The 21548-nt window shown below is 68.0% G+C and carries 24 protein-coding genes; 17 read left to right on the forward strand and 7 right to left on the reverse strand.

Annotated elements, in window-relative coordinates; translation table 11 throughout:
• The first annotated feature begins 94 nt into the window (after positions 1-94).
• The 5 genes from ACJ4V0_RS03890 to ACJ4V0_RS03910 all read left to right on the forward strand — a co-directional run bounded on the left by ACJ4V0_RS03890 (position 95) and on the right by ACJ4V0_RS03910 (position 3565).
• The gene (locus tag ACJ4V0_RS03890; RefSeq protein ID WP_448298242.1) at positions 95-670 is read left to right on the forward strand and encodes a GbsR/MarR family transcriptional regulator; all 576 of its coding nucleotides are present in this window, start codon (positions 95-97) and stop codon (positions 668-670) included.
• 3 nt (positions 671-673) lie between these two features.
• Complete coding sequence (locus ACJ4V0_RS03895; protein ID WP_448298243.1) at positions 674-2044, forward strand: cytochrome ubiquinol oxidase subunit I; 1371 nt, start codon at positions 674-676, stop codon at positions 2042-2044.
• Positions 2045-2066: 22 nt separating this feature from the next.
• Positions 2067-3065 carry a cytochrome d ubiquinol oxidase subunit II gene (locus tag ACJ4V0_RS03900; protein WP_448298244.1) on the forward strand — a complete coding sequence of 333 codons (999 nt, stop codon included), beginning with the start codon at positions 2067-2069 and terminating at the stop codon, positions 3063-3065.
• A gap of 87 nt (positions 3066-3152) precedes the next feature.
• A complete protein-coding gene (locus ACJ4V0_RS03905; protein WP_448298245.1) occupies positions 3153-3350 on the forward strand; it encodes a hypothetical protein in 198 nt (65 codons plus the stop codon).
• 23 nt (positions 3351-3373) lie between these two features.
• A complete protein-coding gene (locus tag ACJ4V0_RS03910) occupies positions 3374-3565 on the forward strand; it encodes a hypothetical protein (RefSeq protein WP_448298246.1) in 192 nt (63 codons plus the stop codon).
• Between the two features lie 21 nt (positions 3566-3586).
• Here ACJ4V0_RS03910 and ACJ4V0_RS03915 read toward each other — a convergent pair whose 3' ends face one another.
• The 4 genes from ACJ4V0_RS03915 to ACJ4V0_RS03930 all read right to left on the reverse strand — a co-directional run bounded on the left by ACJ4V0_RS03915 (position 3587) and on the right by ACJ4V0_RS03930 (position 8352).
• The gene (locus tag ACJ4V0_RS03915; protein ID WP_448298466.1) at positions 3587-4780 is read right to left on the reverse strand and encodes a M20/M25/M40 family metallo-hydrolase; all 1194 of its coding nucleotides are present in this window, start codon (positions 4778-4780) and stop codon (positions 3587-3589) included.
• A 134-nt stretch (positions 4781-4914) separates the two neighbouring features.
• Positions 4915-5670, reverse strand: coding sequence for an SDR family NAD(P)-dependent oxidoreductase (locus tag ACJ4V0_RS03920; protein ID WP_448298247.1), 756 nt, complete (start codon positions 5668-5670; stop codon positions 4915-4917).
• Positions 5655-6683: a ketopantoate reductase family protein gene (locus tag ACJ4V0_RS03925; protein ID WP_448298248.1), complete on the reverse strand. Its 1029-nt coding sequence runs from the start codon at positions 6681-6683 to the stop codon at positions 5655-5657. The genes ACJ4V0_RS03920 and ACJ4V0_RS03925 overlap by 16 nt, the downstream gene beginning before the upstream one ends.
• A 73-nt stretch (positions 6684-6756) precedes the next feature.
• Positions 6757-8352: an ABC transporter substrate-binding protein gene (locus ACJ4V0_RS03930; protein ID WP_448298249.1), complete on the reverse strand. Its 1596-nt coding sequence runs from the start codon at positions 8350-8352 to the stop codon at positions 6757-6759.
• Between the two features lie 144 nt (positions 8353-8496).
• On the opposite strand from ACJ4V0_RS03930, the gene ACJ4V0_RS03935 reads away from it, so the two are divergent.
• Genes ACJ4V0_RS03935 through ACJ4V0_RS03965 form a run of 7 tightly spaced genes read left to right on the forward strand, consistent with a single transcriptional unit; the run spans position 8497 to position 14467 of the window.
• A complete protein-coding gene (locus ACJ4V0_RS03935; protein ID WP_448298250.1) occupies positions 8497-9030 on the forward strand; it encodes a MarR family winged helix-turn-helix transcriptional regulator in 534 nt (177 codons plus the stop codon).
• 12 nt (positions 9031-9042) lie between these two features.
• Positions 9043-9744 carry a creatininase family protein gene (locus ACJ4V0_RS03940; RefSeq protein WP_448298251.1) on the forward strand — a complete coding sequence of 234 codons (702 nt, stop codon included), beginning with the start codon at positions 9043-9045 and terminating at the stop codon, positions 9742-9744.
• A gap of 6 nt (positions 9745-9750) precedes the next feature.
• Positions 9751-10725, forward strand: coding sequence for an ABC transporter permease (locus tag ACJ4V0_RS03945; RefSeq protein ID WP_448298252.1), 975 nt, complete (start codon positions 9751-9753; stop codon positions 10723-10725).
• Positions 10722-11600, forward strand: a complete 879-nt coding sequence (locus ACJ4V0_RS03950) for an ABC transporter permease (protein WP_448298253.1) — start codon at positions 10722-10724, stop codon at positions 11598-11600. The genes ACJ4V0_RS03945 and ACJ4V0_RS03950 overlap by 4 nt, the downstream gene beginning before the upstream one ends.
• Positions 11597-12571, forward strand: a complete 975-nt coding sequence (locus ACJ4V0_RS03955) for an ABC transporter ATP-binding protein (RefSeq protein WP_448298254.1) — start codon at positions 11597-11599, stop codon at positions 12569-12571. Before ACJ4V0_RS03950 ends, ACJ4V0_RS03955 begins: the two co-directional genes overlap by 4 nt.
• The gene (locus ACJ4V0_RS03960; protein ID WP_448298255.1) at positions 12568-13611 is read left to right on the forward strand and encodes an ABC transporter ATP-binding protein; all 1044 of its coding nucleotides are present in this window, start codon (positions 12568-12570) and stop codon (positions 13609-13611) included. The genes ACJ4V0_RS03955 and ACJ4V0_RS03960 overlap by 4 nt, the downstream gene beginning before the upstream one ends.
• Positions 13589-14467, forward strand: a complete 879-nt coding sequence (locus ACJ4V0_RS03965) for a polysaccharide deacetylase family protein (RefSeq protein WP_448298256.1) — start codon at positions 13589-13591, stop codon at positions 14465-14467. The genes ACJ4V0_RS03960 and ACJ4V0_RS03965 overlap by 23 nt, the downstream gene beginning before the upstream one ends.
• A 130-nt stretch (positions 14468-14597) precedes the next feature.
• On the opposite strand, the gene ACJ4V0_RS03970 is transcribed toward ACJ4V0_RS03965, so the two are convergent.
• A complete protein-coding gene (locus tag ACJ4V0_RS03970; RefSeq protein WP_448298257.1) occupies positions 14598-15002 on the reverse strand; it encodes a hypothetical protein in 405 nt (134 codons plus the stop codon).
• A 169-nt stretch (positions 15003-15171) separates the two neighbouring features.
• On the opposite strand from ACJ4V0_RS03970, the gene ACJ4V0_RS03975 reads away from it, so the two are divergent.
• The 5 genes from ACJ4V0_RS03975 to ACJ4V0_RS03995 all read left to right on the forward strand — a co-directional run bounded on the left by ACJ4V0_RS03975 (position 15172) and on the right by ACJ4V0_RS03995 (position 19159).
• Positions 15172-16368 carry an NnrS family protein gene (locus tag ACJ4V0_RS03975; protein WP_448298258.1) on the forward strand — a complete coding sequence of 399 codons (1197 nt, stop codon included), beginning with the start codon at positions 15172-15174 and terminating at the stop codon, positions 16366-16368.
• Positions 16369-16478: 110 nt separating this feature from the next.
• Entirely contained in the window at positions 16479-17630 is a 1152-nt protein-coding gene (locus tag ACJ4V0_RS03980) for an AI-2E family transporter (RefSeq protein WP_448298259.1), read from the forward strand.
• A gap of 84 nt (positions 17631-17714) precedes the next feature.
• Positions 17715-17972: a hypothetical protein gene (locus ACJ4V0_RS03985; protein WP_448298260.1), complete on the forward strand. Its 258-nt coding sequence runs from the start codon at positions 17715-17717 to the stop codon at positions 17970-17972.
• Between the two features lie 41 nt (positions 17973-18013).
• Entirely contained in the window at positions 18014-18826 is an 813-nt protein-coding gene (locus ACJ4V0_RS03990) for a hypothetical protein (RefSeq protein ID WP_448298261.1), read from the forward strand.
• A 90-nt stretch (positions 18827-18916) separates the two neighbouring features.
• Positions 18917-19159 (forward strand): hypothetical protein, encoded by a 243-nt coding sequence (locus tag ACJ4V0_RS03995; RefSeq protein ID WP_448298262.1) that lies wholly within the window; start codon positions 18917-18919, stop codon positions 19157-19159.
• Positions 19160-19189: 30 nt separating this feature from the next.
• On the opposite strand, the gene ACJ4V0_RS04000 is transcribed toward ACJ4V0_RS03995, so the two are convergent.
• Positions 19190-19978, reverse strand: coding sequence for a maleate cis-trans isomerase family protein (locus ACJ4V0_RS04000; RefSeq protein WP_448298263.1), 789 nt, complete (start codon positions 19976-19978; stop codon positions 19190-19192).
• 102 nt (positions 19979-20080) lie between these two features.
• Positions 20081-21454, reverse strand: a complete 1374-nt coding sequence (locus ACJ4V0_RS04005) for an aminotransferase-like domain-containing protein (protein WP_448298264.1) — start codon at positions 21452-21454, stop codon at positions 20081-20083.
• Between the last annotated feature and the right edge of the window lie 94 nt (positions 21455-21548).

Here is a 21548-nt window from a genome sequence, read left to right on the forward strand (position 1 = left end):
GAGACGGAAGGAATCCGGGGTCGACGGACTTGCCAGTCGCGTTCTGGATTTTTAGTAATTCCTGAAATCTCGGAATATCCGCAAGGATCGCTCGATGCACCTTCCCCCGTTGTGCGAGGCGTTCGTTCTTCATTTTGGCGAGATGGGCAGCCGCTGGGGCATCAACCGCACGGTCGGCCAGATCTACGCCGTGCTGTTCATTGCCCAAAGGCCTCTCTGCGCCGACGAGATCGTCGAGCGCCTCGGCATCTCCCGCTCCAACGTGTCGATGGGGCTCAAGGAGTTGCAGAGCTGGAACCTGCTGCGCCAGAAGCCTGTCCCCGGTGACCGGCGCGAGTTCTTCTCAACGCCCGACGACATCTACGTCATCGTTCGGACGCTGGTCGAGGAACGCAAGAAGCGGGAGATCGACCCGACGCTGTCCATGCTCCGCGAACTCATCATGCAATCGCCGGAGTCCGAGGCGGAGCGCCACGCGCAGGCCCGGATGCGCGACATGCATGAACTTATCGAGCTCATGACGGGTTGGTATGCGGACGTCCAGCGCCTTGAGACGGAGCGACTCATCCAGCTGCTCTCGCTCGGCTCGAAGGTGGTGCGCGTCCTCGACATGAAGGACCGCCTGCTCGCCCTGCCCGGCGGGCGCGCAAAGTCCCGCAAGGAGGTTTGACCGATGGACCCGATCCTGCTGGCCCGCATCCAGTTCGGCGCCAACATCTCCTTTCACATCCTGTTCCCGACGATCACCATCGCGCTCGGCTGGATCCTGCTGTTCTTCAAGCTGCGGTTCCGGGCCACGGGGCGGCAGGCCTTCATGGACGCCTACTTCTTCTTCGTGAAGGTCTTCGCCCTGTCCTTCGCGCTCGGGGTGGTGTCCGGCATCACCATGAGCTTCCAGTTCGGCACCAACTGGCCGGGATTCATGGAGAAGGTCGGCAACATCGCCGGCCCCCTGCTCGCCTACGAGGTGCTGACGGCCTTCTTCCTCGAGGCGACCTTCCTCGGGATCATGCTCTTCGGCTTCCGCCGGGTGCCCGACTGGGTCCACACCGGCGCGACCATCCTGGTCGCGTTCGGCACCACAATGTCCGCCTTCTGGATCCTCGCCCTCAACTCGTGGATGCACACGCCCGTCGGCTACGAGATGCGCGACGGCGTCGCCCATGCCGTCGACTGGTGGGCGATCCTCTTCAACCCATCCATGCCCTACCGGCTGACGCACATGCTGCTCGCCTCGGGGCTCACGGCCGCCTTCCTGGTCGCCGGCCTGTCGGGCTGGCGCTGGCTCAAGGACCAGCGGACCGAGGACGTGATGATCGGCGTGAGGACGGGCGTCACGGTGGCGGCCGTGCTGATCCCGGTCCAGATCTTCGTCGGCGATCTGCACGGTCTCAACACGCTCGAGCACCAGCCCGCCAAGGTCGCCGCCATGGAGGCAAACTGGGAGACGCGCGGGAACGTACCGCTGGTCCTCTTCGCCATCCCCAACGAGCGGGAGCGGCGGAACGACTTTGAAGTCGCCGTGCCGAACGGCGCCAGCCTCATCCTCAAGCACCAGGCGGATGGCGTCGTGCCGGGGCTCAACGATTTCGTCGCGGCTGACGGCACACGGAACCACCCGCCCGTGGCGCCGGTCTTCTTCGCCTTCCGCATCATGGTGGGGGTCGGCGTCCTCATGCTCGCCGTGTCGTGGCTCGGCGGCTACCAGATATGGCGGCGCGGCGGCCTGAACCGTCCGCTCGCATGGGTGCTCGTGGCCATGACCTTCTCCGGCTGGGTCGCGACCCTGGCAGGCTGGTATGTTACCGAGATCGGCCGCCAGCCCTGGCTGGTAACGGGTGTCCTGACGACCGCGCAGGCCGCCTCACGGGTCTCCGCCGGCATGATCGGCTCGACGCTCGCCATGTATCTGACCATCTACGCGCTGCTCATCGCCGCCTATGTCTCGGTGCTCTTCCATCTTGCGAGCAAGGGCTATGTGGCGCGCACCGAGCCTGCGGGACCGGCCGACGGCCCCGCCGATCCCGCCGTCAAGGTCGCCTGACCCAACAGCTCCAGAGGCCCCCATGCTGGACGGACACACCCTGCCCCTGATCTTCGCTGCCCTGATGGGCATCTCCATCCTGGCCTATGTCATCCTCGACGGTTACGACCTCGGGGTCGGCATGCTGATGGCGGGCGTCGGCCGGCCCGACCGCGACCGGATGGTGGCGACCATCGGCCCCTTCTGGGACGCCAACGAGACCTGGCTTGTGCTCGGCATCGGCCTGCTTCTGGTGGCCTTCCCTGCCGCCCACGGCATCGTGCTCACCGCACTCTACCTGCCGGTGGCCCTGATGCTGCTCGGCCTGACGCTGCGCGGGGTGGCGTTCGAGTTCCGCGTCAAGGCGCAGCAGCATCACCAGAACTGGTGGGACATCGCCTTCGTCGCCGGCTCGACCCTTTCCTCCCTCACCCAGGGCTACATGCTGGGCCGCTATGTCATGGGGTTTCGCCCGGGCGTTGAGGCGGAAATCTTCGCCCTGCTGGCCGCCTTCGGCCTTGCGGCGGCCTATGCCTTTGTCGGCGCCACCTGGCTGATCGCCAAGACCGAGGGCGATCTGCAACAGCGGGCGGTGCGCTGGGCGCGGGTGGCTTTGATCCTCACCGGCATCGGCATCCTCGTCGTCTCGGTCGCGACGCCGCTCGTCTCCGACCGCATCTTCGAGCGCTGGTTCACCTTCCCCAACATCATCGGACTCGCGCCGATCCCGCTGATGACGGCAGCGCTCTTCGCGGGGCTGTGGGTCTTTCTCGCGCGCATGCCGAGGGCCGATCATTCGCTCGACCTCGTGCCGTTCCTCGGCGCCGTGGGCCTCTTCGCACTCGGTTTCCTGGGGCTCGCCTACTCCTTCTACCCCTATGTGGTTCCCGAGCGGCTCACCATCTGGCAGGCGGCAAGCGCGCCGGAGAGCCTGCTGATCATCCTGTTCGGCGCGCTGTTCGTGCTGCCGATGATCATCGGCTACACGGTGTTCAGCTACTACGTGTTCCGCGGCAAGGCGTCGGAACTGCGCTACGACTGACCTGGGGCGCTCCCGCACGGGCGGGCCGACGGAACAACCCGGCGGAAGGACGGTTGGTCCGGAGACAGTCAACCGGAGTCAACCGCCATGCCCGACGTACCGGACCAGCCGCCCGGCGTTCCCGACCGCACCTTCGATAACCGCGAAGCCTTCCCCCGCGACGTCGATCAGGGAGAAGAACGCCGTCCCCGCCACGAGAAGGCCGGCCGGTCGCCCGACCGCCGGCGCGCTGTCGATGCTCCCGACGCTCCACCGCCTGCGCCCAACCCGATTGACCGGACGTGAGCCACCGCCGCGAGGAGGACACCATGCCCACCGACCTGCCCGACCCGAAGCCGCCCGCCGACGGGCCGGTGCGGATTCCGAAGAAGCATGTGCAGATCGATCACGACGTGATCCTGCCGGCACCGCGCCCCTCTGACGAGCCGGATGTCATCCTGCCGGGGGACCGGGAGGGCGACGGTCGTGGCCCGCCCGTGCCGATGCCCGCGCTTCCCTGAGGGTGCGGAGCGCGACGCCCGTCAGCGGGCCGTCGCGAGCGCCAGGGCCAGCCGGCAGGCGTTGTGGAACGCCGGGATGTCGACCCACTCGTCGACCGTGTGGGCCTCGTTCTGGCCGGCGCCGAAGGTGACCGTCGGGATGCCGTGCAGGCAGAGGTAGTTGGCGTCGAGCCCGCCGTTCACCAGGCGCGGATTGGGCGTGAGGCCGATCACCTCCACCGCCCTGATGCCGCGCTGGACCACCGGCGACGCCGGATCAAGGGCGAAGGAATGGTACTTGCGCTGGCGCGAGAAGGCGACCCGGGCGGTCTTGCCCTCGCTGCTCACCAGCGTCTTCGCCGCCTTGTGGAAAGCCGCCTCGAAGGCGTCGGTGATGGCGTCGACGAAGGCCATGTCGTGGCTGCGGCTCTCGCCCTCGACGGAGCAGTAGTCGGTAACGACGTTGGTGGCATCGCCCGCGCCGCGGCCATTCTGGCCGCCCACCGTGCCGACATTGCTGGTACCGGCCTTGTCGCCCTTCACCACCTTGCCGAACCAGCCATTGGCCTGCGCATCGGCCAGCGCCATGGCAGCGACCATGCTGGCCGAGATGCCGCGCTCGGGCGCAACGCCGGCATGGGAGGCACGGCCGAAGATTTCCACCGACCAGCCGTCGCCACCGACCGCGCCGGTGACGACGTCGGCGGGACGCGAGCCGTCATAGTTGAAGCCCATGGACACCGCACCGAGCATGGCGAGGTCGATATAGCGCGCGCCCCACAGGCCGCTCTCCTCGCGCACGCAGAAGACGAGGACGAGCGGGGGATGGTCGAGGCCCTGCTTCGCCAGTTCGGCGGCCAGCGTCACCAGCACAGCGCAGCCGGTGCGGTTGTCGCCGCCGAGCGCGGTGTCGCCGCCGGAGACGATGCGGTCGCCGACGATGCGGGGCTTCGCGCCGGCACAGAGCGGCACCGTGTCGAGATGGGTCATGAACATGATTGGCGGCGCATTGCCGAGCGTGCCGCGACCGGGAATCTTGACGATCAGGTTGCCCGTCTCGGTCGGCACGGGAATGCGGCTATTGGCATCGTCATAGGCGATGGCCTCGGCGGGAACGCCAGCCTCGACGAGGGCGCGAGCCACGTCCTCGGCAATGGCCTTTTCCTGGCCGGTGACGCCCTCGATGGCGAGGAAGCGCATCAGGCGGTCGAGTGCGGAAGTCTGATCGTGGGACAACATGGTCATGCGACTCTTGGGTGCAAACGGTGGCTGCATCCTGCCCGGCTTTGCTCGGCCGTGCTGTGCGTCGTCGGCAAGGCCGGTCTGCGGGGCCGCCATAGCCGCGGTTGCAGCCAAACCGTCACGGGGTGTCAGGAGCGCCCGCCATCGACCGACAGGATCTGCCCGCTGATCCAGGCGGCCTGCTCGCTGGCGAGAAAGACCACGGCATGGGCGATGTCGGCCGCCGTGCCGAGGCGGCGGGTATGGATCGAATCGACCAAGCGCTTCTGTCCATCGGCGCCGTAGGCCTTCCACTGGCGCTCGGTGGCAGGATTGGATCGGACGAAGCCCGGCGCCACCGCGTTGCAGGTGATCCCCATCGGTCCGAGGTCCTGGCTGAGCTGTTTCGTCAGGCCGACGAGGGCGTGCTTGGCCGCGGTATAGGCCTGGATGCCGGTGAGGCTCGGCCTCAGGCCCGCGCCCGAGGCGATGTTGACGATACGGCCGAAGCCGGCCTTCGCCATCGGCGCCGACGCCGCCTGGGCGAGCCAGAAGGCGCCGTCGACATTGGCCTCGAACAGGACCTTCCAGTCGCGCTCCCCGACCTCCGCGATGGGTCCGCCGACCTGTCCGCGCACGCCGCCGGCGGCATTGACGACAATGTCGATACGGCCGTGGTCGGCGAGGATTTCCGATACGAGATCGTGGGCCGCCGCCCGATCCGAGACATCGAGCACGCGCGCCTCGAAGCCGTTGGTGGCTGCGAAGGCGCCGACGCCCTCCGCGTCGAGATCCGCGGCCACGATCATCGCCCCGGCGTCCTTCAGTTCCAGCGCGATGGCCTGGCCGATGCCCTGTGCGGCGCCGGTCACCAGGGCGAGACGGCCGGTCAGGTCGATGCGCATGTGTCGATCAGTTCCTGGAAGGTCTCGAAGGCCATGGGCTTTGCCCCGACCTCGATGGCGTGGATGAGCTCCACGAGCTTCACAATGGCGGGCGTGGCGATACCGACCTCCGCGCCGAGGGCGGCGATGACGCCGATCTGCGGATCCACCTCCGTCCGGCGCTTGCGCACGGCGAGGTCGCGCCAGATGCCGGAATGGGTCTTGGCCGTGTGACGGTTGAACTCGGCCAGTGCGGCAATCGACTGGCGTGCGCCCTCGGCTGGCGCTCCGGGGGCGAAGACCTCGGGATCGAAGCCGTTGAAGCCGATGGGCGTGACGCCGCGCGCCCTAGCCACCGCCATGACCTCGCGGCCAAGGTTCTCGAAAGCGACGGTCCGGCGCGGGTCGGCGAAGTTCTCCGACATGGAATCGTTCGTCAACGCCGTGGCGAAGAGCATGGCGCCATAGGCGAGCTTGCCCCAGAGATAGCCCCAGATGTTGTCGGTAAGCACCGCCTCCGACTCGAACAGCTTCAGGCGCTGGTGCATGGCCCGCGTCCGCTCGCGGATCGAACCGTCGATCTCGCCGACCACCACGGCGGCGCGATTGCCAAAGAGCACCTCGCCCGGTCCGTGCCAGTCGGCGCCGAAATTGACGAAGCATCCCATGGTGCGCGCATCGCCGACGGCTTTCGCAATGGTCAGCTCGTTGAGACCGTTCTGCGCCGAGAGCACATAGCCGTCGGACGCAAGGTGCGGCGCGAGCTGGGCCAGCGCGCCTTCCGTCGCCTGCGCCTTCACCGCGAGGACGATGATGTCGAAGGTGCCCGAGACCTCGTCGGGCGTCGCGGCGGGCACCACCTGGGTAAAGTCCTCGATCGGCCCCGAAATATGCAGGCCGCGCGTCCGGCAGGCCTCCACATGCTCGGCCACCTGATCCACCAGCAGGACGTCGAGGCCAGCCCGCGCCCAGTAGGCGCCGAGTGTGCCGCCGATGGCGCCGGCGCCCCATATCAGGATGGGCCTGTCGGTCATGACATCTGTTCCGGGGGTTGATCAGACACGGAGGCGTGGGGCGACGGTCAGGCCGCCGCCCCTGCGAGTTGCGTCAGCGCACCGGACGGATGTCCATGGCGAGCGTGTCCTCGTCGACGCGCGGCGACAGCGTGACCTTGGCCTTGTTCATCGCCCAGGCGGAGGAGACCGCGACGATCGGCAGGCGCTGCTTGTCGGCATCGACAAGAGCGTTCGCTTCCTCGAGCAGGCGGCGACGCTTGGCCTCGTCCATCTCGATGGCGGCGTCCTGCAGCAGCTTGTCCATGGCCGGGTTGTTGTAGCCAAGCACGTTGAAGGCCCCCATGCGGCGCTCGCGGTCGTTGGAATGGGCGAGCGACGACAGGGTGTAGTGTGCCTCGCCCGTCAGCGTGCCCCAGCCCGACATGGACACGGACAATTCGCCGCGTGTCCGCGCGGGGAAGAACACCGCGGCCGGCATGGCGTTCGGCTGGGTATCGATGCCGATGGCCGCCAACATCTGCGCGATGGCGGTGCCAACCTCGCGATCGCCCGGCAGGCGGTCACTGGTGAACGAGAACTGCATCTTGAAGCCGTTGGGATAGCCGGCGGCGGTCAGCAGGCGCTTGGCCTCGGCGGGGTCGTAGCGGCGCGGCGGCAGCGCCTTGTTGAAGCCGAAGATCGTCTCCGTGACCATCTGGTTCACCGGCGCGCCGAGGCCCTCCATGGCGACCTCGGCCAGGGCGTTGCGGTCGATGGCGAGGTCAATCGCCTGACGGACCCTCAGGTCGCGCAGGGGATTGGCCGGCAGCGCCGACCCGTCCTTGGCGGTGATATTGTTGGGGCGCTCGCGAACGTCCATCTCGAGATTGAAGACATAGACGGTCGGAACGGTCTGGACAGTCAGCCGGTTGTCGCGGCGCAGGGTCGCCACGTCTGACGCCGGCGCGCGGGTAATGAGGTCGAGCTGGCCGGCCCGAAGCTGCGCAACGCGGGCGGCATCGTTAGGGATCTCGCGGCGGACGTGGCGCTCCCACGGCTCCTTCGGACCCCAGTAGCCGTCGAAGCGGGCAAGGACGAGCTCACCGCGCGGCTGCCACGAGACATAGCGGTAGGGACCGGTGCCGATGGCGGCGCGGCCGGAGTTGAAGGCCTCGTTGGCGCTCTCGCGGGTCAGGCCGGCGGCGGCCTTCGACGAGACGATGAACAGGCGGATGAAGTCGTTCGGCAGGTTCGGCGCTGGACCGTCGGTGACGATATGGATCGTGTGGGGGTCGATGATCTTCGTTTCCTTCACCCGGCGCACATAGATCGTCGTCGGGTTCGGACCGGCCACCATCGGAATGCGCTCGATGGAGAACTTCACGTCCTCGGCGGTGAAGTCGGAGCCGTCGTGGAATTTCACGCCGCGGCGCAGCTTGAACTCCCAGGTGGTGGCGTCGATGGCGCGCCAGCTTTCGGCAAGGCGCGGCTCCAGTTCGAGCCCACGTCCCGACCACACCAGCGTGTCGAAGACGTGCTTCAGGGCTTCCGCGTGGGTGCCTGTCGCGGTGAAATGGGGGTCGATGGATTCAGGGCCACCACGGACGCCGATCGTCAGTGTCTGCGCACCGGCCGACGTGACGGGAGCGGCACCGAGGGCCGCGACGCCGAGGAGACCGAGCATGAGGGAACGTCTGAGAATTCGCATGGGATCCTCCTGAACAGGGCGGCCGGCCGCCCTTCGTGCTGGCGCCGACACTGCCTATTCAAATGGCGTGCATAGCGCCTAGTCAATCCCTTGTGGAACTATCTCGCGCCGATATAGTGGGTCCCCGGTGAAAGGAAGTTCGATTTGGAACTGCTTGAACGATCGCAGGACATCGCCGAACCGGAAGTCGCGGGCAGCCAGAGGCGCCTCGACGCCTTCACCCATGCGCGCCTGTGGAAGAACCCCTGCGGCTTTGCCGCCCGCTTCAACTACCTGGCGCTGCGCTACAACCAGCCGCTCTACGGCTGGGTGGAGGAGCGCTTCGGCCTCGCCCGCATCGAGTTCGTGGTGATCTACAGCCTCGGCCTGATGGACGGCGTCACCGCCTCCGAGATCGCCTCCTCGACGGCCTTCCCGAAGAACTCGCTCAGCCGCGCCGTCAACCGTCTCGTGAAGCTCGGTCTCGTCAGGCGCGGAACGGACGCGGCGGACAGGCGGGCGCAGCCCTTGTCCCTGACCCCCGCCGGTCGGACCCTGCTGGACGAGGCCATGCCACGCTTCGTGGCGCTGGAGGAGGATATGCTGCAGCCGCTGTCGCTGATCGAGCGGGAACAGCTCTCGACGCTGATGGCGAAGGTCGTGCTCGGCATGTTCCACGCCGACGATATCCAGGACTGAGGAAGGCTCGCCATGCGCATCGCCGAGATGAACTGGATGCAGGTCGAGGCCCATGTGAAGGGTGACGACCGCGCGGTGCTTCCCGTCGGATCGACCGAGCAGCACGCGGGCCTCAGCCTCTGCGTCGATGCGATCCTCGCGGAGAAGGTGGCGGTCGACGCCTGCGCGCCGATCGCCGTGCCGGTGTTTCCGGTGGTGAACTACGGCCTGACGCCGAGCTTCGTCGACTATCCCGGCACGGTGACGCTGCGCCTCTCGACACTCTGTGCCGTCGTCACCGACATTCTCGACGGCATGGCGCGCTCCGGCTTTCGCCGCATCACCATCGTCAACGGCCACGGCGGCAACTCGCCCGTTCACGGCGCGGTGCTGGAATGGCTCGACCACAATCGCGGCAGCCAGGTGAAGTGGCACAACTGGTGGAACGCGCCGAAGACCTCCGCGACGGTGCAGGCCATCGATCCCGTCGCCTCGCACGCCTCATGGATGGAGAACTTCCCCTGGACGCGCCTGCCCAATGTCGGGGCGCCCGCGCACCAGAAGCCGATGCTCGATCTCGCCCGCTTCCAGCAGCTCGACCCCGGCGCCAAGAAGGCACTGCTCGGCGACGGCAATTATGGCGGGCTCTATCAGCGCCCTGACGAGGAGATGCAGGCCATCTGGGACGTTGCTGTGGCAGAAACGCGGGCCGTGATCGCCGACGGATGGGCCTGACGCCCCATGCTCGGCTATGTCATCCAGCGGCTGATGCAGGCCTTCGTCGTGATGCTGGTCATCTCGCTGCTGGTGTTCTGCGGCGTCTATGCCGTCGGCAATCCGATCGACGTGCTGCTCTCGCCGGACGCGACGCAGCAGATCCGTGAGGAGGCCATCCGCACCTATGGCCTCGATCAGCCCCTGTGGAAGCAGTATCTCGATTTTCTCGGCCGCCTCCTGCAGGGCGATTTCGGCCGGTCCTTCGTCTTCGGAACGCCGGTCCTGCCGCTGATCCTGTCGCGCCTGCCGGCGACGCTGGAACTGACCCTGGTGGCTGTCGTCGGCGCGACGATGATCGGCGTCCCGCTCGGCATGTATGCGGGCTACCGGCCGCACAGCCTCGTCTCCCGCGCCATCATGGGCGTCTCGATCCTCGGTTTCTCGGTGCCGACCTTCTGGATCGGCCTCGTCCTCATCTTCATCTTCGCCGTCCAGCTCGGCGTGCTGCCGGCGGGCAATCGCGGTGACACGCGCGAGCTCTTCGGCGTCGAATGGAGCGTTCTGACGCCGAGCGGCTGGCAGCACCTGTTCCTGCCGGCCCTGAACCTCGCCCTGTTCAAGTTCGCCATGATGGTACGGCTCGCCCGCGCCGGCACCCGCGAGCTCATGCTCACCGACACGGTCAAGTTCGCCCGCGCCGCCGGCGAGAGCGAATGGACGATCCTCAGCCGCCACGTGCTGCGGCTCATCGCCATCCCCATCGTCACCGTCTTCGGGCTGGAATTCGGCTCGACGCTCGCCTTCGCGGTGGTGACGGAGACGATCTTCTCCTGGCCGGGGGTCGGCAAGCTCATCATCGATTCCATCAACACGCTCGACCGGCCGGTGATGGTCGCCTACCTCATGCTCGTCGCCTTCTTCTTCATCGTCATCAACCTCCTGATCGACATCGCCTATGTGGCGCTCGACCCGCGCCTCAGGCTCCGGAGGGCGTCATGAGCGACAGCCCGCTGGCCCGCTTCTGGGACGAGTTCCGCGCCAACCGCGTCGCGGTCGTGGCGCTGGCCATCGTCGTGACCATCATCGTGCTGTCGGTGATCGCGCCGTGGATCACGCCGCAGAACCCCTATGACATGGCAACGCTGCGCCTCGTCGATGCGCGCCGGCCGCCGGGCTTCGTCAGCCCGGGCACCGGCATCACCCACTGGCTCGGCACCGACGGTCAGGGTCGGGACGTCCTCTCGGCCATCCTCTACGGCCTCAGGGTCTCCATCGAGATCGGGCTTGCCGCCGGCATCATCGCTTTCTCGCTGGGGGCGACCCTCGGCACTTTCGCGGCCTATTTCGGCGGCAAGATCGAGGCGCTGATCATGCGCTTCATCGACCTGCAGCTCTCCTTCCCCGCCATCCTGCTGGCGCTGGTGCTCGCCGCCGTGCTCGGCCAGGGCAAGTGGCAGCTCATCGCCGCCCTCGTCACCGCCCAATACGCCTATTTCGCCCGCACCGCCCATGGCGCGGCCTCTGCCGAGCGGTCGAAGGAGTATGTGGAAGCGGCGCTCTCCACCCCCCTGAAGCCGCGCACGGTCGTCTTCCGCCACATCCTCCCGAACTGCCTGCCGCCGCTGATCGTCGTGGCCACCGTGCAGGTCGCCAATTCGATCGCGCTGGAGGCGACGCTGTCCTTCCTCGGCCTCGGCCTGCCGGTGAGCGAACCATCCCTCGGCATGCTCATCGCCAACGGCTTCCAGTACCTTCTCTCCGGCCGCTACTGGATCTCCATCTATCCGGGCATCGCGCTGATCATCCTGATCGCTTCCATCAATCTCGTGGGCGACCAGGTGCGCGACCAGTTGAACCCGAGGCTCCGGCGATGAGCGAACCCCTTCTCGTCGTCGAGGGTCTGACCACCGAATTCCCGACCCGGGCGGGCATCGTCCGGGCCATCCGGGAGGTCTCGTTCCATGTCGATGCCGGCGAGATCGTCGGGCTGGTGGGTGAATCCGGCTCGGGCAAGAGCGTCACGGGCTTTTCCATCCTCGGGCTCATCGATCCGCCGGGACGCATCGCCGGAGGATCGGTGAGGCTCGCCGGGCGCGAACTGGTTGGCCTGCCGTCCAGAGAGCTCCGCGCCGTCCGCGGACGCGAGATCGCCATGGTGTTCCAGGACCCGGCCGCGACCCTCAACCCGGTGCTCCGGATCGGCGACCAGATGGCGCTGGCCATCCACGCCCATGAGCGGGTCAGCGAGGCGGCGGCCCGCGCGCGCGTCGCCGAAGCCCTGACCCTCGTCGGCATTCCTGATGCCGCGCGCCGCCTCGACGCCTATCCGCACCAGTTTTCCGGCGGCATGCGCCAGCGCGTCGCCATCGCCACGGCGCTTCTCAACCGGCCGAAGCTCATCATCTGCGACGAGCCGACCACAGCGCTCGACGTCTCCGTGCAGGCGCAGATCCTCACGGAGATGCGCTCGCTCGCGCGCGACATGGGGACGGCGATGATCTGGATCAGCCACGACCTCGCCACCGTGTCCTCGCTCGCCTCCCGCATTCTCGTCATGTATGCGGGCCGCGTGATCGAGGAGGGGCCGATCCGCAAGGTTCTGTCCTCGCCCCGCCACCCCTATGCGCGCGGGCTGCTCGACTCCCTTCCTGCCAAGGCCGTCGCCGGCCAGGACCTGGTGCAGATCCCCGGCGCACCGCCCTCCATGGTCGCGTTGCCGCCCGGTTGCGCCTTTGCTCCGCGCTGCCCGCGCGCCGATGCGGCCTGCGACGTGGAACCGGCGCTTTCCGGTGCGGTGGCGCGACGCTGGCGCTGCCACCATCCCCACGAGGAGGTGGCGGCATGAGCGAGGTTCTCGTTCGAGTCGACAACGTCTCCCGCAGGTTCACGCCCAGCGTCACGCTTGGCGAGCGCATCGCCGCGCTGCTCGGCGCGCCGGTCGAGACCCGCACGGTCCACGCGGTGGACCGCGTCTCGCTCGACATCGTCGAAGGCGAAGTGCTGGGCCTGGTCGGCGAGTCCGGCTGCGGAAAATCCACCCTCGGACGCGTCATCGCCGGCATTCATGCCCCCAGCGAGGGCGAGGCCTATGTCCATGGCGAGCCGGTCATGGGCGGCGCGCGCAAGCGCGTGAAGACCACGACGCGCGTGCAGATGATCTTTCAGGACCCGTTCGGTTCTCTCGATCCGCGCGTCCGGATCGGCGAGACCATCGCCGAGGGTCCGGTGGCCCACCGGTTCGTTGCCCGTGGCGACGCCAAGGCGGAGGTTGCGCGCTGGCTCACCGCCGTCGGCCTGCCGGCGGACGCCGCGGACCGCTTCCCGCACCAGTTCTCCGGTGGCCAGCGCCAGCGCATTGCCATCGCGCGCGCCCTCGCCATGCGGCCCGACATCCTCGTCTGCGACGAGCCCGTCGCCTCGCTCGACGTGTCGATCCAGGCGCAGATCATCAACCTGTTCCTGAAGCTCCGGCGCGAACTGAAGCTCACCATGCTGTTCATCAGCCATGACCTCGGCGTCGTCCGCCACATCTGCGACCGCGTCGCCATCATGTATCTCGGGCGCATCGTCGAGATTGGCCGGACCGACGACATCTACGAGCGCCCGGCGCATCACTATACCCGCGCCCTGCTGGACAGCGTTCCGAAACTCGTTACCGACGGCGACGAGTTCGTGACCTTCCGGCCGATCCAGGGCGAACTACCCTCGCCGCTCTCGCCGCCTCCGGGCTGTCATTTCCATTTGCGCTGCCCGGCCGCGACCGAACGGTGCCGGAGCGAGGCGCCGGACCTGCGCGACATCGGGGCCGGACAGCGCGCTGCCTGCCATCATCCGCTGACCAGCGACACAGGAGAGGACCGCCATGGAACCGTGGGAATGGCCTGAGAGCGAGTGGCGCGAGCGGGTGAACCATGCGCGTGCCGGCAAGTCGCTGAAGCCTGCCAGCTGGCCGGGCGGCGCGCGCTGCGCGGTCGCCCTCTCCTTCGATTCCGATCATGAGACCAACGAGTTGCGCGACGGGGGCGTCTCCATCGGCCGCATGTCCTGGGGCCAGTACGGCGTGCGCAAGGGCATCCCCCGCATCCTGTCGATCCTGGCGCGGGAATCGGTGCCCGCCACCTTCTTCGTGCCCGCAGTCGCCGCCCTGCTCCACCCCGAGGAGCAGCGCCGCGTCATCGCCGAGGGCCACGAGATCGGCCTGCACGGCTGGATCCACGAGCTGAATTCCGTGCTGCCGGAGGCGGTGGAGCGCGACCTGCATTTCCGCGCCGCCGACCAGCTCGAGACAATCACCGGCGTCAGGGCTGTCGGCATGCGCACGCCCTCATGGGACTTCTCGCGATCGACGCTGAAGATCCAGCGCGAGCTCGGCCTGATCTACGATTCCTCGCTGATGGCCGACGATGATCCCTACGAGCTGGAGGAAGACGGCGTGCCGACCGGCATCGTCGAGCTGCCAGTCGAGTGGATCCGCGACGATGCCCCCTACTTCAACATGGACCGGTTCAAGGGCCTGCGCCCCCACACGCCGCCGCCCGCCGTGCTGGACATCTTCATCCGCGAGTTCGACCGCGCCCACGAGGAGGCCGGCCTGTTCCTCCTCACCATGCATCCGCACGTGATCGGATACCGTTCGCGCATCTTCATCGTGGAGGAACTCATCCGTCACATGAAGGCGAAAGGCGGCTGCTGGTTCGCGACCCACGCCGACATCGCGCGGCATTGCGCCAAGGGGCTCTAGAACATTCCGTCTCTCAGTAAGGTGACGCATGTCGAAGCAGAAGGCGGTCGCCGGGAAGGCCACCCGATGAGCCTTCACACGCGGCGAGCGGGGGCATGGGAAGGCCGCTTCAGGACCGCGGCGCCGCCACTCAGGACCTGAACGGCCTGATCGGCAAGGCCGTGGGCGGGACAACGACGGCTTCGCGATCCGCGCCTGCCGTCAGGAGGGCGCGGAAGGCGCGCATGTCCTCCGCGCCTCGCATCGCGGCTGCGGCGATGGTCTCGAACAGGAGGGCCAGTTCCTCGAAGACCCCGCGATCGGTGTCCTCCACCCGGATCTCGTCGAGTTCCTTCAGCAGGTCGAGCAGGGCGGCCACCTGCTCGCACTGGGCGCGCGCATCGGCGATCAGCTCACGCATGCCGCGACGCTGTTCCAGAGCCTCGAAGCGCCTGAGCGCATCGTCCAGCTTGTCGCGGCAGGCGCAGTCGAGGTCCACCGTCCCGAGGACGGCTCTCACCCTGGCGAGAAGTTCGATGCCCGACGTTTCGCCCATCAGCCGTCCCGACATTTGCCAACCGGTGGCCGGACGACGACCCCGATACTGGCCACTCTGCCTCGGCTGCTCCGTTTCAGATTTGACGTTAATCAATTTTGCGCGTGCTCTGGCGCGTCAATGTTCATCGCCCGGCCCGGGCGAGACGACGACGCCCGAGAGGTTCCCCATGGCCACGACGATGGAGCAGTTGCGTGCCTGGCGTGGGCCCGCCTTCTTCAGCTACGGGTTCCGGCCCTTCTTCTTCTCCGGAGCGGTTCTGGCGGCGCTGCTGATCGCGTTCTGGGTGCCCTGGTTCCTCGCTCTCATCGCGGTTCCCAGCGCCTTCCCGCCCCTCGCCTGGCACAGTCACGAACTGCTCTTCGGCTATGTCCCCGCCATCGTCGCGGGGTTTCTGCTGACGGCGGTGCCGAACTGGACCGGACGTTTGCCGGTGGTCGGCAGGCCGCTGATGCTGCTGTTCGCCCTGTGGCTCGCGGCGCGGGTGGCGATGACGGTGTCGGCCCTGCTCGATCCTCTCGTGCTCGCGCTCCTGGTGCTCGCCTTTCCCGTCGCGCTGGCCGGGATGATCGCGCGGGAGATCGTCGCCGGCAGCAACTGGCGCAATCTGAAGGTGCTGATCGGCGTCGCCCTGCTCGGCGTCGCCCAGGCGCTGTTCCACTACGAGATCTGGCGCTTCGGCCGTCCGGTTGTCGCTGACCGCCTGGCGATCGGCGCCATCGTGATGCTCATCATGATCGTCGGGGGCAGGATTATCCCCAGTTTCACCACCAACTGGCTGAAGCGGGAAAATCCCGGCCGTCAGCCCGCCACCTTCGGCCGGTTCGATCTCGTCGCGATGATCGTCGCGGGAACAGCCCTCGCGGCATGGGTCGTGGTCCCGCTCGCGCCGGTGCTTGAGACGCCCGCGGGCCTGCTGCTCGTCGCGACCGGCGTATTGAAGGCCGTGCGGCTGGTGCGCTGGGCCGGCGAGCGGACGCTGGCCGAGCCGCTCGTCACCGTGCTGCACGTCGCCTTCGCCTTCGTGCCCGCAGGCTTCCTGCTGTCGGGATGGGCGCTGCTGGCGGACAGCGTCGCCGCGCGATCGGCAGGGATCCACGCCTGGACGACGGGCGCCGTCGGCATGATGACCCTCGCCGTCATGACCCGCGCCACCCGCGGCCATTCCGGCCGGCCTCTGACGGCGCCGCCGTCGACCGTCCTCATCTATGTGGCGGTCTTTCTCGCGGCGCTGCTGCGCATCGTCGCCGCCTTCCTGCCCGACCATTCCGTGGCCCTCATCGCCGCAGCGGGTCTCGCCTGGGTGCTGGCCTTCGGGGGTTTTGCCGTCGCCTACGGCGCGATGCTCGTCGGCCCGCGCGGATAGCACGGCGACCTGCGAGAGCAATCGTTGCCGACCGCGGCAACCCGTCGAAGGAACCGTCCGCAGACTTCGTGGTTGTCCTGCCGCTCGGCCACGGAACGGGAGGCGCAGCCATGAAGGACTATCTGCGCTGGCTCGCGTCCGAAGCCGAGCCCGAACCGCCCGGACAAGACCTCCCCGACATCTTCGACCTGGGCGACCACGACCCGATCCAGCGCTATGCGACGCTCGGGATATTTCTCATTCTCGCGACAGCGGCCCTGTCGATCGCCCGACCCATCGCCCTGCCCGTGACGGCCGGCATGGTGCTCGGGATCGTCCTCGGACCCGTCACCGATCGCCTCGTACGACGCGGGCTCCCCGCGCCGCTCGCCGCCGCGCTCGTCGTCGTCACGATGGCGAGCGCCCTGATCGGGATCATCGTCGTGCTGGCGGCGCCGCTCGCCATGGGCATCGACCAGCTGCCGTCCATCATCGCGACGCTCCGGTCCAAGCTGGACGGCCTGCTCGATCTCGCCGACGCGGTTCGCGGGTCACAGCCGGGCACATCGGCACCTGCCGCGCAGGCGGCGGCGACCGCCGATCCGCTGGCGCCGCTCGTCACCATCGCAGCCACATCCACCAGCGCCGCCGGCGGGATGCTGATCTTCGTCGCCAGTGTCTATTTCTACCTCGCCGGCCGGCGCAGGCTGAAGGCGAGCCTCCTGCGAATGTGCCTCGGCCGCGATGTCAGGCAGATGGCCGATACGTTCCTTCAGGAACTCGAGGCCCGCATCGCCGCCTATTTCGGCGTGGTCACTGTGATCAACCTGCTCGTCGGCCTGTTCGTCACGGGGCTCGCCTGGGCCGCGGGCCTCCCCTACCCGCCGTTCTGGGGCGCGCTCGCCTTCATCCTCAACTTCGTGCCGTTCGTCGGCCCCGCCATCGCCACGGCGCTGATTTTCGGCGCAGGCCTCGTCTCGGATGCGAGCCTTGCCCAGGCTGTCTGGCCCGCCGCCGTCTACCTCGCCCTGAATGTCGTGGAGGGCAACATCGTCCCCCCCAGCCTCATCGGCCGACGCCTCACCACATCGCCCTTCATGGTGTTCCTGTCCTTCGCATTCTGGCTCTGGCTGTGGGGTCCGGTGGGGGCGATTCTCTCGACACCTCTCCTGCTGATCGCGATCGTGATGGGGGAGGTCATGTCGAGCTACCGGGCCTTGCGCGCGCCCGAGACGGACGCACCCGAACACCCGCCGCAGCCGTCTCTCAGACCGGCGGCCTGAACCCCGTTGGAGCCGCCCCGGCGGGAACAATCGGGACGGGCTGGCGTTGCCATCCCGCCACGTCCATCGACACAGGAGATCATCATGGCCGCCCAGACCGAGACCACCCGTGATGCGCGTTCCGCCGCCGGTAACGGCAGCAACGAAACGGTTCTTCCGACCAAGGAGCAGATCGTGTCCGGCTTCAAATCGGCCGGCATCGACACCGAGGTGATGGCGGATACCGCCAAGGAAAAAGCTAGCGAACTGCAGGAACTGGTCGCCGCCGAAATCCGCCGCAAGCCGTATCACGCGCTGGCGATCGCGGCGACGGTCGGCTTCATCTTCGGCCTGACGCGCTGAGCCGACGCGCTTCCACGACTGCCGCCACGGAGCCTGCCTGAATGTTTGCCGCCGCGACCATCTATGCCCGCAACGTCTTTTCCGCCTGGACCGTGCAGGTGACGCTTTATGCGGTTGCGGCGCTTCTGGGCCTCATCGGCCTGCTGTTCTGCGTGGTCGCCGGTCACGTGGTCCTGTCGCGGTGGTATGACCCGGAAATCGCCGCGCTGATGATCGGCGGCGCGTTCCTCGGCCTCGCCGGCATCGTCCTGCTCGTCGCAAGGATGAGGGCGCGCCGACCGGCCCCTGGCAATGAACTCGCCAAGATCGCTCTCGCCTCCTCTGCCGCCAGCATGACCGTACGCACCCTGACCTCGGTCCGGGCCGGCCGGATCGGCACGTCGCTCGCCACCGGTGGTATCGGACTGGTGGGCGCGCTGCTCATGCTGGCCGGACGCGCCGTGGCGCGCGGAACCCGATCGGTGGCCAGGGCGGCGAGCGCCGTCGAGAACAAGGCGGAACTCTCGACCGGCGAGGCCGCGGGCGCCCTGGCCTCGGCCGTCGGGCGAACCGCGCGTCAGGCAGCGAGCGACGCCCGCTCGACTTGGGACGACTACCAGCCCGGGTTGCGCAGCCGTGCGGACAGCATCCGGCGCGAGGTGCCGCGTCTCGTCGAGTCGGCCCTGCCGGCCCTCACCAGTATGCTCCAGCCCGAGCCGCGTCGCTGGTGGGCCCCGTGGCGGCGGCGCCCTGCATCGCTGCTGGAACGCCTGGGGCATGCGTTCGAGGGACGCGAGGGTCTAGCCGTAACCGTCGCAGGAGCGGTGGCGTTGGCCGTCATCGCGTCATGGATGTCGGGCGAGAAGGACAGCTGACCGGCGTCATCCGGGCCATTCGACCACGGGTCTCTGAACTATCGACGGCCTGGCGCGTTGTGTCTGCAGTCGTTGAAAAGGAACCCCACGATGAAAACCCGTCTTGCCGTCACAGCGCTGATCTTCATGGTCGTCCAGGGCGTCCTGTTCGGCGTCGGCGCTCTTCTCGTGCTCGCCACCCCGATGCGGGCGGAGATGGAAACCCTCCTGCCCTACGCAATCGTCGTGAGCTTCATGCTCGCTGCGCCCCTCGCCTGGATCATCGCGCCGCGCATGATGCAGCGCTACTTGCAGCGCCGTCCCGTCTGGGGCGTCGAGCGTCCGGGCCAATGACCGCCAGCGTCGAGTTCGCGCCGGGGCCGTTCAGCCGGCAAGCAGCCGGCCGTAGCCCGCAATGGGCACCCTGACCCCTGCGACATCCAGCGCCCGCCAGAGGCTGGCCTGGTTCGCCGCGACGACAGGCCGGCCGAGCCTTGCCTCGAGCGCCTCGATGATCGCCGTGCAGCGGAAGCCGGTGCCGGCCAGCAGAACGCTGTCCGCTTCCGGCGGGCACTCGCGGCAGACCTGCTCGAGCAGCAGGTCCGTCTCCTGCGCCGTCGCCATGCCGCGCTCATAGAGATGCTGCGGGGCGATATCCCGCCAGGGCGGCGGCGGGACGTAGCGCGACGCCGCCGGAATGGTGATGCCGAAGGCGGCATAGTAGCTCACGGCGCTCTCGATCAGCCTGTCGTTCATCCAGGCCGGCATCATCAGAAACGGCCGCGAGACGCCGAGGCGGGCGAGCGCGAGCCGCGTGTCGAGCCCGTTGGTCGTGGCCGTCGTTTCCGGCGCAAGCTGATCCGCCATGGCGCCGATGACGGCCTCGTCCCAGTCCGGACCGCCGACGAAGCTGCTGGAGGAATGGGCGAGGACCACCACATCGGGCGCGATCGCGTTGAACGCCTGACAGCCGCGGACCATGTCCGGCGCAAGCTCGACCCCGCTGCGGTCGTCCCGCCAGATGGCCCAGGGCGCCGGGGCCGCGACCCGTGCGGCGTGCATCGACACGCCCGGTGGGCACATCGCCCACCATTCAGCCTCCGGCACGACCTCGCGCGAGACGATGAAAAGGCCGATGCGGGCAAGGCTGCCCCAGTTGTCAGGCTGCGTCACGCGAACCTCTGCGTCATGGATGAATTGTGCCGGGGGCTACCCGGATACAGCTTTTCAACCCGCACCACCACCGGTGACGGACGCGTCATCTCTACGTTGGCGTCAGCCGAGTTCCCCGCGCATGAAGTCGAGGAAGCGCGGATCGTCGGCATAGGCGACATTGACGCGGATCGCCGGCCGGTAACCGACCCTGTCCAGCGTGAAGATCGAACTCGGCGCCATGAAGATGCCGGCCGACGCCGCGCGGCGGGTCAGCTCCATGTCGTCGAAACCGTCCGGCAGGGGACACCAGAGATAGTAACCCCCCGATGGCGGGCTGAACCCGGTCAGCCCCAATCGTCCGAGATTGTCGGAGGCCGCTTCGCTCGCGCGCGCCACGCGATCCCTCAGCCGCCGGAGATGGTGGCGGTAGTGCCCCTCGGCCATGAGGTCGTGGATCAGCCGCTCGACGTAGCCGGAACTGTTGACCACGGTCAGCATCTTCACGTCGGTGAGTGAGCGGATGATGTCGCGGTGCCCGGCGATGTAGCCGGCGCGCAGGCTGGCCGAGAGCGTCTTGGAGAAGGTGCCGACATAGAGCACCCGGTCGAGATGATCGAGGGCGGCGAGGCGCGGCGTCATCGGCGGCAGGATGTCGGCGAAAGGATCGTCCTCCACCACCATCATGCCGTGCCGCTCGGCGGCCTGCAGCAGGCGGTGGAGGCTTGCGAGCCCCATGGACGTGCCGGTCGGGTTGTGGGCCAGTGCCTGGGTGAAGAAGAGCTTCGGCCGGTGCTGGACCGCCTTGGCCTCGAAATCGTCGAGGTCCGGCCCCTCGGCCGTCCGGAGGATCGGCACCAGGGTCGCGCCCATCAGGCGCAGCTTGCCGAAAAGGGGATAGTAGCCGGGACTGTCGACGAAGACCGCGTCCCCCGGCTCGAGGAAGTGGCGGACGATGAGGTCGAGCCCATGATTGGCACCGAAAGTCATGAGCACTTCCGCCGAGGTCGCCGGGATCGAGCGCTCGATGAGCAGATGGGCGATGCGTTCGCGCAGCGGCGCAAACCCCTGCGGCGCGCCGTAACCGTGTTCCATCTCGCCGCCGCCAAGGCCGCTGCGCGGTCGCAGGAACCGGCGCAGTTCCGACCCCTCCATCCAGCTCGGCGGCGGCCGGCCGTCGCCGACGCGGACGGCATGGTGCTGGTCGAGCTGTTCGCGCAGCAGCGAGAGATGGTCGATGGCGGCGGCGACATGGGCCGGCCGCACTTCGACGCCGCGCCGGCGCGGCACCGCCACGTAGAAGCCGGAGCCGGCCCGCGGCTCCAGCGCCCCGGAGGCGACCAGCCGGTCGTAGGCCTCCACGACGGTGTTCTTGGACACGCCATATTCCTGCGCGGCGGCGCGCACGGAGGCGATCCGCCGGCCGGGCGGCAGGTGTCCCTGCTCGATCAGCTTGAGAATGATCGCGGCGATCTGTTCCGAACGTGTCGTGCGCATCGCAAATCGTACCAGTCGAATGAATGGCACAGTTTGGCGGACGATACGCCGAACTGTACCTTGTGGGATGGCGCAGACTGGCCAAACTCACATG

This window comes from Phreatobacter aquiterrae (genome assembly GCF_053471285.1).